Raw genomic sequence first — 12114 nt, 5'->3', positions numbered from 1 at the left:
TAGTTTCCGCGACCAAACACCAGAGTGCCCTGCCCTCGTCAGACGGCAAGCGGCGCGAACCGCAAGGAGCCCCCATGAACGCCCTCGTCGACCAACTGAAGAGCACCGCAGCGGCCAGCAAGGCCACCGATATCCGCGCCGCCTTCGCCGCCGATCCCAAACGCTTCTCCCGCTTCAGCGCCTCGTTCGACGATCTGCTGATGGACTATTCGAAGACTGCCGTGAACGACGAGATCCTGGCGCTTCTCGAAAAGCTCGCGACCGAGCGCGGCGTCGCCGCCAAGCGCGAGGAAATGTTCTCCGGCGTTGCCATCAATTTCACCGAAGATCGCGCCGTTCTGCACACAGCCCTGCGTAACCGCTCCAATACGCCGGTGCTCGTCGACGGCAAGGACGTCATGCCAGACGTCAACGGCGTGCTCGCCGCCATGGGCAAGTTCGCCGACGGCATCCGCTCCGGCACGCTGAAGGGCGCCACCGGCAAGGCGATCACCGACGTCATCAACATCGGCATCGGCGGCTCCGATCTCGGCCCGGTCATGGCGACGCTGGCGCTCGCGCCCTTCCACGACGGTCCGCGTTCGCACTTCGTCTCGAATATCGACGGCGCCCATATTGCCGATATCCTCAAGCTGGTCTCGCCGGAAACGACGCTGTTCATCATCGCGTCCAAGACCTTCACCACCATCGAGACGATGACCAACGCCCAGACGGCGCGCGCCTTCATTGCCAAGGCGCTCGGCGAAGCTGCCGTTCAGCATCACTTCGCCGCTGTTTCGACGGCGCTCGACAAGGTCGCCGCCTTCGGCATCGACGGCGAGCGCGTCTTCGGCTTCTGGGACTGGGTCGGCGGCCGCTATTCGATCTGGTCGGCCATCGGCCTGCCGCTGATGATCGCCGTCGGTCCGGAGAATTTCGGCAAGTTCCTCGACGGCGCGCATGCGATGGACAACCATTTCCGCAAGGCGCCGTTCAAGGAAAACCTGCCGATGCTGCTCGGCCTCATCGGCTTCTACCATCGCAACGTCCTCGGCTACACGACGCGCGCCATCCTGCCCTACGACCAGCGCCTGTCGCGCTTCCCGGCCTATCTGCAGCAGCTCGACATGGAATCGAATGGCAAGGGCGTCACCATCGACGGCACGCCGGTCGAGGGCAATTCCGGCCCGGTCGTCTGGGGCGAGCCCGGCACCAACGGCCAGCACGCTTTCTACCAGCTGATCCATCAGGGCACGAGCATCATCCCGGCCGAATTCATGATCGCCGCCAACGGTTTCGAACCCGACCTGCGTCACCAGCACGAGCTGCTAATCGCTAACTGCCTGGCGCAGTCGGAAGCCCTGATGAAGGGCCGCACCTTCGAGGAGGCCAAGGCTCAGCTCACCTCCAAGGGCATGGACGATAAGAAGGCCGACTTCATCGCGCCGCACCGCGTCTTCACCGGCAACCGCCCGTCGATCACCTTCGTCTACGACAAGCTGACGCCATTTGCCCTCGGCCGCCTGATCGCGCTTTATGAACACCGCGTCTTCGTCGAAGGTGTGCTCTTCCGCATCAACTCCTTCGACCAGTGGGGTGTCGAACTCGGCAAGGAACTGGCAACCGGCCTGCTGCCGGTCGTCGAAGGCAAGGAAAGCGCCGCCGGCCATGATTCCTCGACACAGGGGCTGGTCGCTGCGCTGGCTAAACTGGAGAAGTAAGGCGCTCATTCACCTCCCCCTTGAGGGGGAGGTCGCCGCGAAGCGGCGGGTGGGGGTTGACGACGGCTCTCCGCGTCAGAACGCTAAAGGATCCACCCCACCCCGGCACTGCGTGCCGACCCTCCCCCTCAAGGGGAGGGTAAATTACAGACCGATCTCACGCGCCCAAGGCGGGTTGGCCCCAGCACGCGACACCGTCACAGCCGCGGCCTTGGCGCCAAGCGCCAGCGCATCCCGCAGCGCTTTCTCGTTCAGCGAAGCAACCTGCGCCTTGGTCAGCAGATCGTTCATCTTCAACGACGCCAGAATACCTGCATCGAACGTATCCCCCGCGCCGACCGTGTCGACCACGGTGACGCGTTCGCTCGGGACCGAGACCTTCAACGACTTGGTGTAGCCGGTCGCTCCCTCGGCGCCCTTGGTGACGACCACCAGCTTGGCGCCCTGGTTCAGCCAATGGGCGGCGAGTTCGTCATGATTTCCGGGGATGCCGAACCATTCCAGGTCCTCGTCGGAGAATTTCAGGATATCGGACATGGCGGCCATGCGGCTGATGCGGCCCAAATGCGCGGCCTTGTCCTTGATGAAGCCCGGACGGATGTTCGGGTCGAGCGAGATCACCCGACTTTGATATTCGCGCTTCATCAGCGCCTCGTAGGTCGCGCCGCACGGATCGGGGATCAGGCTGATGGCGCCGAAATGCAGAGCCTCGCAATCATCGCCGAGCGTCGGCAAGTCGGCCTCGGTGATCATCCGGCCGGCGGAGCCTTCGTCGTAGAAGGCATAGGTCGCCTGGCCATTGACCAGCTTGACGAAAGCGATCGTGCTCGGGCGGGGAGCGATGGCGCAATAGCTGTAGTCCACTTTGGCGGCTGCAAGCGTCTCGCGCAGGATCTCGCCCATCATGTCGTCGGCAATGCCGGTGAAGAAACCCGTCGGCACGCCGAGACGGCCAAGCGCAATCGCGGTGTTGAAGATCGCACCGCCGGCATAGGGCGCGAAGGCCTTCTCACCCAACGTCGTCTCACGCGGCAACATGTCGATCAAAGCTTCGCCACAGCACAATATCATTCCGGCCTCCTGGAGAGCACGTCTATCGGTCTAGTTCCGTAAATCGATTAGATAAATTCTTGGCAAAAGCAAAGCGTCACTTTGTTGCCAGTTCCGCCACGCCGCCGTTTCGGCCGGACCAGGCGAGCGGTGCATTGAGGAAAGCTTCCACTTCCTCGAGCGTCTTGTCGTCGAACAGCTTCTGTTCCTTGGCGACGGCGAGCACGTTGCGCCAGGTGGCGATATGATGCAGCCGGACCTTGCCGTTCTCAAACCGCGCCTCGGCCTCGGGGAAGATGCCGTAGTAAAACAGCGCCATGCCGTGCTCGACGATACCGCCGGCGGCGCGGATCGCGTCGATGAAGGTGAACATGCTGCCGCCGGCCGTCGTCAGGTCCTCGATAACCAGCACGCGGGCACCCTCGGGCATATGCCCTTCGATCTGCGAATTGCGGCCATGGCCCTTCGGCTGCTTGCGGACATAGATCATCGGCAGGTTCAGGCGTTCGGCGAGGAAGGCGGCAAAGGGGATGCCCGCCGTCTCGCCACCGGCGACACAATCGAACTGCTCGAAGCCGGCGTCACGCATAATGAGGCTGGCGGCGAAATCCATCACCGTCGAGCGGACGCGCGGATAGGAAATGAGTTTGCGGCAGTCGATATAGACCGGGCTCGCCATGCCGGAGGCGAGCTTATAGGGCTTATCGGCGCTGAAGTGCACCGCCTTGATCTCCCAAAGCATCTTCGCCACCAGTTCGGCCATCACGGCGCGGTCGGAAAATGTCATCTGGGTCATGCGGGTCTCCTTGGCTCCTGGGACGTCCCTGCGGCAATAGCAGCTAGCGCCAGAGGTTTCCAGACGGTTCAGGGGATTTGCACGCGTTCGTTCTCGGCAGCAGCCCTATCCCCGGCTATGCCGCCACCGGCTTCTCCGAAACGTGGGTCGCAGGTATAAGAGAATCATCACGTTTTGAAGAGGAGGAGCTTCATGGTGCCGATCACGAATATCGCTCTCATCGCGGCTGCGCTCGGCAGTGGCCTCATCGCCGGTATTTTCTTTGCGTTCTCGACCTTCATCATGCAGGCCTTTGCCCGGCTCCCCGCCGAACAGGGCATCGCCGCCATGCAGTCGATCAACACGACGATCCTGCGCTCGCCCTTCATGGCAGTGTTTCTGCTGACCCTCGCTTTGTCGGTGTTCATCGCGGTGATGGCGATCGTGCATTGGCGGGGCGGCGTCAGCGTTCTGATGCTTACCGGCGCGGTGCTCTATGTTGTCACCACATTTCTTTCGACGATCGTCTTCAATGTTCCCTTGAACGACGCACTGGACAAGGTCGATGGCCGCACGGCTGAAGCAGCCGAGCTATGGGCGACCTATCTCAGTGAATGGACGAGATGGAACCACCTGCGCACGGCAGCGTCCCTGCTGGCATCCTGCGCCTTCGTGCGGGCTCTCTTTTAGAGGATCGTACCGCAAGGAGCGACGGCTCAGCCTTCGACGTCCCAATGCAGCGGGAACATAGGGTCAAACACGGTAACGGTGCCCGCCCCGGTTTCGATCTTTTCCGGGAAAGCCACCGATTCCACGCGGCGGATGAGCGTGATCCGGTCCTCGTTTGGCGCCAATCCATACCAGGCCGGGCCGTTCAGCGAGGCGAAGGCCTCAAGCTTCTCCAGCACGCCGTCCTGTTCGAAGACATGCGCCAGGCAGCTCATGGTGTTAATCGACGTATAGATGCCGGCGCAGCCACAGGCGCATTCCTTCAGCGGATCGACATGCGGGGCGGAATCGGTGCCAAGGAAGAACCTGGCATCGCCGCTGGTCGCAGCCGCGCGCAGCGCCAGGCGATGGCTTTCGCGCTTGGCGACCGGCAGGCAGTAATAATGTGGGCGAATGCCGCCGACGAGGATGGCGTTGCGGTTGATGATCAGGTGATGCGTGGTGATGGAGCCGGCGAGATTGGCCTTGGCCGACTTGATGTAGTCGACACCGTCCGAGGTCGTCACATGCTCCATGGTGACCTTCAGCTCCGGCAGGCGCTGGCGCAGCGGATCGAGCACGGTTTCGATGAAGACAGCCTCGCGGTCGAAAATATCCACCTCCGGCGTCGTCACCTCGCCATGGACGCAGAGCGGCAGCCCGATCTTCGCCATGCGCTCCAGCGTCGGCATCGCCTTATCCAGGTTGCGAACGCCGCCATGCGAATTGGTCGTCGCACCCGCCGGATAGAGTTTGACGGCGGTGATGAGGCCGCTCTTCTTGCCCTCTTCGACATCGCCGGGATTGGTGTGCTCGGTGAGGTAAAGCGTCATCAGCGGCTGGAAGCGGTCGCCGGCAGGAAGTGCCTTCAGGATGCGCTCGCGATAGGCGGTGGCATCGGCCGTGGTGACGACCGGCGGCACCAGGTTCGGCATGATGATGGCGCGGGCGAAATGCCTTGATGTGTCGCCGATCACGCCTTCCAGCATGGCGCCATCGCGCAGGTGCAGATGCCAGTCGTCAGGGCGGCGGATGGTGAGCTTTTGCATGGGCACGAACCTCTGGAAATGTGTGCATGATCTTGTCCGAAAACCGCTTCACACTTTTCGGGATCATGCTTTTTGGTATCGCGCTTCGATAGCACCAACCGCTATCGCAAAACAATCGCCGATGCCGAGGAAATGATAGCGGGGCTCAGCCCTGCACGATATCGACGGTGGCGTCGGCCGGGCGACGGTTTTCCAGAATCAGGCGGCCATTGGGCAGATCATTGCCGTAGACCTTCTCGCGGGCGGCCTCATCGTCGAGTTCATAGCCCTTCCAGCGCTCCCAGAGCCGCTGCTCCAGCACTTCCATGGGGGGCGCGAGCATGATCGAATAGTCGAACATGCCCTCCAGTTCCGCCCATTTTCCCTGGCTCAGCAGCAGGTAGTTGCCTTCGATGAGGATGAAACGGTGATGGGGCGAGACGATGCGGGCCGAGGCAATGGCAAGCTCGCGCGAACGGTCGAAGACCGGGACCAGTACTTCCTGATCGGCCGCGCGCACCGCCCTGACGATATCGAGAAAGGCGCGCACGTCGAAGCTTTCCGGCACGCCCTTGCGCTTCAGCAGGCCTTTTTCGATCAGGACGGCATTGTCCATGTGGAAGCCGTCCATCGGCAGGACCTCGGCGCTTTCACCCTTGGCCCTCAGTGCCTCGGCCACCTTGTCGGCCAAGGTCGATTTTCCGGCGCCCGGCGGGCCTGCGATGGCCACCAGGAACCGTTTTGTATCGCCGGCGCGCGCGATGATCTCGCCGGCGATGTTCTCGAGCGTGGAACTCATGCGGCGACGGTCTCCGGCGGAGCCTTGGCGCCGGTCATGAAGGCGACGGCATCGGACATGGTGTATTCCTTGGGGTTGATCACGGTCAGCCGACGTCCGAGACGGTGGATATGGATACGATCCGCCACCTCGAAGACATGCGGCATATTGTGCGAGATCAACACGATCGGCAAGCCGCGTGAGCGCACGTCGAGGATCAGCTCCAGCACCTTGCGGCTTTCCTTGACGCCGAGAGCCGCCGTCGGTTCATCCATGATGACGACCTTGGACCCGAAGGCGGCGGCACGCGCCACCGCCACGCCCTGACGCTGGCCACCGGAGAGCGTTTCCACCGCCTGGTTGATGTTCTGAATGGTCATCAGGCCAAGTTCGGTGAGCTTGTCGCGGGCGCGTTTTTCCATTGCCGGCCGGTCGAGCATGCGGAACACGGAGCCGAGGACGCCTGGCTTGCGAATCTCGCGACCGAGGAACATGTTGTCCGCGATCGAGAGCGCCGGCGACAGCGCCAGGTTCTGGTAGACCGTTTCGATGCCGGCCTCGCGCGCTTCCATCGGCGACCTGAAATTGACAGCTTTGCCTTCCAGCTTGATCTCGCCCTCATCGGGTGTGACCGCACCGGAAATCGCCTTGATCAGCGAGGATTTTCCGGCGCCGTTGTCGCCGATGACGGCAAGGATTTCGCCGGGATAGAGATCGAAATCGGCATTGTCGAGCGCGGTCACGCGCCCATAGCGCTTGACGAGGCCACGCGCGGTGAGAAGGGGTTCGCCAGTCGTGGTCATGCCGATACCTTTCTGATCCATTGATCGATCGCGACGGCGCCGATGATCAGCACGCCGGTCAGGAGGACCTTCCACTGCGGATCGGCTCCGAGCATGTTGAGGCCCATGGAGACGACGCCGACGATCATCGCGCCGAAGAGCGTGCCGAGGATCGAGCCACGGCCACCGAAGAGCGAGATGCCGCCGATCACGGTCGCGGTAATTGCCTGAAGATTGAAGTCCGTCACCGCCGAAGACGGTGAAACCGAACCGTTGCGGCCGATCGAAACCCAGGCGGCAAAGGCCGCGATCAGTCCCGAAACGCCGTAGACCGCGAGCAGCACCTTCTTGGTCTGGATACCCGACAATTTCGCCGCTTCCGGATCATCGCCGACAGCATAAACATGCCGGCCCCAGGCGGTGTGATTGAGAATATACCATAAGACCAACACCAGCAGCACCATGGCGATGACGCCGAGGGTGAGCACCGCGCCGCCGAGCCGGAAGCTGACCGCGAAGAGGTGCAAAAGCGGCGCCTTTTCATCAACATCGGTGTCGCGGATGGTCTCATTGGCGGAATAGATGAAATTCGTCGCCATGACGATATTCCAAGTGCCCAGCGTCACGATGAATGGCGGCAGCTTCATGTTGGCGACGAGGAAACCATTGAGCAGCCCACAGAGGCCGCCCGCGGCCATGCCGGCGATAATGGCGACTGGTGTCGGCAGGCCGTAAGTGACGGCGACGTTGCCCATGACGACGGAGGAAATGACCATGATCACGCCGATCGACAGATCGATACCCGCGGTCAGGATGACTAGCGTCTGCGCCGCCGCAAGAATGCCGACGATGGCGATCTGCTGAAGGATCAGTGTCAGAGTGTAGGCGGAGAAGAATCGTCCACCGATGGCAAAGCCGAAGATGATGATTGCCATCACCAATACGATCAACGGCACGGCGGCCGGCGTCGAATGCAAGAAATGCTGCATGCGTTTGAGAAGAGAGACATCCTGGTGCTCGAACGAGGCGACATTCTTGTCGCTGCCGTCGAGAACACGCTCGAATTCCTGTGCTCCGGTCATTGTATTCCTCCGCTGCCGCGCCGAACTATACGCGGAAACCGCCGGGTGTTGAAACCGGCCGGATCTGAGGTCCGGCCGGCGTTGATGTCAGGAAGGCATGGTCGCGACCCGAAGGACCGCTTCAGCGAAAAATGTGAAGCGGCTCTCGGATTGGATCACGCCAAATTCAGATGAGGCTTAGCCCCAGCACTTCGCAGTGCCTTCCTTGGTGTCGATCGACTTCAGGCCGGAAACCGGCTTGTCGGTTACCAGCGAGACGCCGGTGTCGAAGAAGGACTTGCCTTCGGTCGGCTTCGGCTTTTCGCCGGTATCGGCGAACTTCTTGATCGCCTCGACGCCGAGGGCTGCCATCATCAGCGGATATTGCTGTGACGTGGCGCCGATCACGCCTTCCTTGACGGACTTGACGCCCGGGCAACCGCCGTCAACGGACACGATCAAGACCTGCTTTTCCAAGCCGACGGCCTTCAGAGCCTGATAGGCGCCGACAGCAGCCGGTTCGTTGATCGTGTGGATGACGTTGATGCTGGAATCCTTCTGCAGGAGGTTTTCCATGGCCTTGCGGCCACCTTCCTCGTTGCCGTTGGTAACGTCATGGCCGACGATGCGCGGATCGGTTTCGTCACCGATCTTGTTCGGGTCCTTCGGGTCGATGCCGAAGCCGATCATGAAGCCCTGGTCGCGCAGCACGTCGACGGAAGGCTGCGACGGCGTCAGGTCGAGGAAGCCGATCTTGGCGTCCTTGGCCTTGTCGCCGAGCGTCTTGTTGGCCCATTCGCCGATCAGCTTGCCGGCGAGAAGGTTGTCGGTGGCGAAGGTCGCGTCGGCAGCGTCAGCCGGTTCCAGCGGCGTGTCGAGCGCGATGACCAGCAGGCCGGCGTCGCGTGCCTTCTTGACCGAAGAAACGATGCCCTTGGTGTCGGAAGCGGTGATCAGAATGCCCTTGGCACCGCTGGCGATGCAGCTTTCGATGGCGGCGACCTGGCTTTCGCTGTCACCGTCGATCTTGCCGGCGTAGGACTTCAGCGTCACGCCGAGTTCCTTGGCCTTGGCCGTCGCGCCTTCCTTCATCTTGACGAAGAAGGGGTTGGTATCGGTTTTGGTGATCAGGCAGGCGGAAACATCGGCAGCCTTGGCCGGCGCGGCAAAGGCGACGCCGATCGCCAGAGCGGCGACTGCTGCGGAAATAACAGATTTCTTCATTCAATCCTCCCAAGATTTGAAAAACCGGGATCCCCGGCCACTCCGGCTCGCACTCGAGTCCGGTTCAAGACGTGCCATGTCCGTTTAGATTTCTTCCCGCTGGACCGCCTCCAAGGTCATGCGCACATCCTCGACGGGACATATCTGACCCTAAAGATTTCGCCCTGTCAATAAATAAATCCGATTGAATTATTAATCTGATGTGGCATTTTGATGAAAAATAGGGCATGGCCATGATGGAAGGAGCGGGCCAATGTCTCCCCTGCAAGACCATGAGGAAACGCCGACATCACCCTTGATTCTCGACCCCAGCGGGGGTGCGAATCAGGTTCGCGTCCGCGCGCATAACGAACGGCTGGTGCTGTCGCTCGTGCGCCGCCACGGCGCGCTGTCGAAAGCCGACATCGCCCGGCGCAGCGGCCTGTCGGCGCAAACCGTCTCCGTCATCATGCGGGCGCTGGAGAAGGATGGGTTGCTGTCGCGCGGCGAACCGGTACGCGGGCGCGTCGGCCAGCCTTCCATTCCGATGCGGCTCAATCCGGATGCGGTGCTCTCGTTCGGCGTCAAGATCGGCAGGCGCAGCGCCGACCTCGTATTGATGGATTTCGTCGGCGGTATCAGGATGCAGCTCCATCAGATCTATCCCTATCCGCTACCGCAGGACATCCTGTCCTTCGTCACCTCCGGCATTCAGGAGCTAGAAACGCGCCTCAGCGGCAAAGAGCGCCTCCGGCTTGCCGGGGTCGGCATCGCCGCTCCATTCGAACTCTGGAACTGGGCGGAGGAGGTCGGCGCTCCCAATGGAGCAATGGAGGTCTGGCGTGGCGTCGACCTGCAAGCAGAAATCGCGGCCCGCGTGCCCTATCCCGTCTATCTGCAGAACGATGCCACCAGCGCCTGCGGCGCGGAACTCGTCTTCGGCGTCGGCCCGCACTATCCGGATTTCGTCTATTTCTTCATCGGCTCCTTCCTCGGCGGCGGCATCGTTCTGAACTCTTCGATCTTCGTCGGGCGGACTGGAACGGCAGGCGCGCTCGGCCCCCTGCCCGTGCGCGGGCGCAACGGCGAAACCCAGCAGCTGCTCGAGATCGCCTCGATCTTCGTGCTCGAAAATCTGCTGCGCGATCATGGTTTCGATCCGCGGCCGCTCTGGTATTCGGCGGATAACTGGATCGACTTCGGAGAGCCGTTGGAGATCTGGATCCAGGATACGGCCAAGGCGCTGGCGCAGGCGATCGTCGCCGCTGCCTCCGTCATCGACTTCAGCGCGGCCGTCATCGACGGCGGCTTTCCCGACTGGGTGCGCGAACGGATCGTGCGCGCCACCATCACGGCGGCGGCCGAGCTCGACCTGCAGGGCGTCGTCATGCCCGAAATTATCGAAGGGGCGGTGGGTCCGCAGGCGCGCGCCATCGGCGGCGCCAGCCTGCCGATCTTCGCGCGCTACCTCATCGACCAAAACATCCTCTTCAAGGAGATAGAGCATGCTGAAGGGCATTGACCCGCTATTGAGCCCCGAGCTGTTGGCGACGTTGCGCGCCATGGGCCATGGCGACGAAATCGCCCTCGTGGACGGCAATTATCCGGGCCTCGAACACGCCCGCCGCCTGATCCGTCTCGACGGCCATGGCGTCGTGCGGGTGCTTGACGCCATACTCAGCGTCCTGCCGATCGACGATTTCGTGCCGCAGGCGATTTTCCGCGCGACGGTCAGGCAAGACCGCGACGCCGTCGATCCTGTCCATGCCGAGATGATCGAAGTCTGCGCCCACCATGTCCCCGACATCAAGGTCGTGCCGCTGCTGCCGGCGGACTTCTATGAGCGGGTCAAGCAGACGCATGCGCTGGTGCAGACCAGCGAGCCAAGGCTTTATGGGAATATCATCTTGCGCAAGGGCGTGATCTATCCGGGATAGTTTTTAGATCTCCCCCGCCAACGGTCCCCAGACATCCGTCAACGCAAAGCCATTCGCCATCGGATCGAACGGATCGAGCGCCACCTGGCTCAGGCCGAAGGTGAAACCGCGGCCGGTGATGGTGGGGATGATGGCGGGTTTGCCGGCGACTTCGGTCTCCGCCTGCAGGCCGACCTCGAATTCCGAGCCGATGATCGAGCGGGATTTGAAGACATCTCCGACCCTGGCCTTGCCGCGGGCGTGCAGCGTCGCCAGGTTGGCGGAGTTGCCGGTGCCGCAGGGTGAGCGGTCGGCGCGGCCGGGCCACATGGTCGTGCAGGTGCGGATGGCGCCATCAGCATCGACATCCCTAAACATCACATAGGCGACACCGGAGATTGCCGGGATTTCCGGATGGACGACCGGGACCGTACGGTTGACCAGCTCCTTGAGGACCATGCCAGCCTGTACCAGCGACGCGGCATTGGCCTTTTCGATCGTGAGACCGATCTGGCCAACATCGACCAGCGCATAGAAGATGCCGCCATAGCAGAGATCGAGCTTGATCCTGCCCCATTGCGGCGTATCGATCTCGACATCCAGCTCATGCACGAAAGACGGCACCATGGTGAGGCGGACCTTCTCGCAACGGCCGTCGCGGCAAGTGGCGGTTGCCCGCACCAACCCGGCGGCGGTTTCGAGCGTCACCACCGTTTCCGGCTCCTTCATCTCGACGATGCCAGATTCGAGCAATGCCGTGGTCACGCAGATGGAGTTGGAGCCGGAGCTCGCATGCGCCTGATCCGGCTGCAGGATGATGAAGGCGGCATTGGCGTCAGGGTGCCTTGCCGGCAGCAGCAGGTTGACCGAGCCGATCGGCGCCCCGCGCGGCTCCAGCACCAGGAAGCGGCGCAGTTCCTCGCCTTTCGGATCTGTGTTCAGCCAATGCAATTGCTCGGCGATCGTATTGCCGGGGATCTTCGGCACGCCGCCGATGGCGACCCTGCCGATCTCGCCCTCGCAATGGACATCCAGCAACTGGATCGTGCGCTTCCATCTCATCTCGGTAACTCCAATCAGACGTGGCGGGCGACGCCGCCGTCGATGCGAATA

Annotated in this window: 12 protein-coding genes; 4 read left to right on the top strand and 8 right to left on the bottom strand. The window is 62.2% G+C overall.

Going from position 1 to position 12114, the window contains the following annotated elements:
* Positions 1–74: 74 nt before the first annotated feature.
* Complete coding sequence (gene pgi / locus EX00_RS19485) at positions 75–1700, top strand: glucose-6-phosphate isomerase (protein WP_047461445.1); 1626 nt, start codon at positions 75–77, stop codon at positions 1698–1700.
* A gap of 144 nt (positions 1701–1844) precedes the next feature.
* Here pgi and EX00_RS19480 read toward each other — a convergent pair whose 3' ends face one another.
* Positions 1845–2771, bottom strand: coding sequence for a carbohydrate kinase family protein (locus EX00_RS19480; protein ID WP_047461442.1), 927 nt, complete (start codon positions 2769–2771; stop codon positions 1845–1847).
* A gap of 76 nt (positions 2772–2847) precedes the next feature.
* Positions 2848–3546 carry an orotate phosphoribosyltransferase gene (locus tag EX00_RS19475; RefSeq protein ID WP_047461440.1) on the bottom strand — a complete coding sequence of 233 codons (699 nt, stop codon included), beginning with the start codon at positions 3544–3546 and terminating at the stop codon, positions 2848–2850.
* 192 nt (positions 3547–3738) lie between these two features.
* Here EX00_RS19475 and EX00_RS19470 point away from each other — a divergent pair, with 192 nt between their 5' ends.
* Entirely contained in the window at positions 3739–4215 is a 477-nt protein-coding gene (locus EX00_RS19470) for an anthrone oxygenase family protein (protein ID WP_047461437.1), read from the top strand.
* Positions 4216–4241: 26 nt separating this feature from the next.
* Here EX00_RS19470 and pyrC read toward each other — a convergent pair whose 3' ends face one another.
* From pyrC to EX00_RS19445, 5 genes are all read right to left on the bottom strand, one after another.
* Positions 4242–5282: a dihydroorotase gene (gene pyrC / locus EX00_RS19465; RefSeq protein WP_047461434.1), complete on the bottom strand. Its 1041-nt coding sequence runs from the start codon at positions 5280–5282 to the stop codon at positions 4242–4244.
* Between the two features lie 145 nt (positions 5283–5427).
* The gene (locus EX00_RS19460; RefSeq protein ID WP_047461433.1) at positions 5428–6060 is read right to left on the bottom strand and encodes a nucleoside triphosphate hydrolase; all 633 of its coding nucleotides are present in this window, start codon (positions 6058–6060) and stop codon (positions 5428–5430) included.
* Positions 6057–6863, bottom strand: a complete 807-nt coding sequence (locus tag EX00_RS19455; RefSeq protein WP_202903735.1) for an ATP-binding cassette domain-containing protein — start codon at positions 6861–6863, stop codon at positions 6057–6059. The genes EX00_RS19460 and EX00_RS19455 overlap by 4 nt, the downstream gene beginning before the upstream one ends.
* Complete coding sequence (locus tag EX00_RS19450; protein ID WP_047461430.1) at positions 6839–7903, bottom strand: ABC transporter permease; 1065 nt, start codon at positions 7901–7903, stop codon at positions 6839–6841. Before EX00_RS19450 ends, EX00_RS19455 begins: the two co-directional genes overlap by 25 nt.
* 177 nt (positions 7904–8080) lie before the next feature.
* On the bottom strand, positions 8081–9106 hold the full coding sequence (locus EX00_RS19445) for a sugar ABC transporter substrate-binding protein (RefSeq protein ID WP_047461428.1): 1026 nt from the start codon (positions 9104–9106) through the stop codon (positions 8081–8083).
* Between the two features lie 253 nt (positions 9107–9359).
* Here EX00_RS19445 and EX00_RS19440 point away from each other — a divergent pair, with 253 nt between their 5' ends.
* Both EX00_RS19440 and EX00_RS19435 read left to right on the top strand, forming a co-directional pair.
* The gene (locus EX00_RS19440; RefSeq protein WP_047461427.1) at positions 9360–10607 is read left to right on the top strand and encodes an ROK family transcriptional regulator; all 1248 of its coding nucleotides are present in this window, start codon (positions 9360–9362) and stop codon (positions 10605–10607) included.
* A complete protein-coding gene (locus EX00_RS19435; RefSeq protein ID WP_047461424.1) occupies positions 10591–11022 on the top strand; it encodes an RbsD/FucU family protein in 432 nt (143 codons plus the stop codon). Before EX00_RS19440 ends, EX00_RS19435 begins: the two co-directional genes overlap by 17 nt.
* Before the next feature lie 3 nt (positions 11023–11025).
* Here EX00_RS19435 and EX00_RS19430 read toward each other — a convergent pair whose 3' ends face one another.
* Entirely contained in the window at positions 11026–12063 is a 1038-nt protein-coding gene (locus EX00_RS19430; protein ID WP_047461421.1) for a 4-hydroxyproline epimerase, read from the bottom strand.
* Positions 12064–12114 lie beyond the last annotated feature (51 nt).

Origin of the sequence: Martinezella rhizogenes, from assembly GCF_000799715.1 — a bacterium.
Classification (GTDB): domain Bacteria; phylum Pseudomonadota; class Alphaproteobacteria; order Rhizobiales; family Rhizobiaceae; genus Rhizobium; species Rhizobium rhizogenes_C.
The sequence above is the reverse complement of the archived record's forward strand: the minus strand, read 5'-3'. Positions and strand labels throughout refer to the sequence as shown.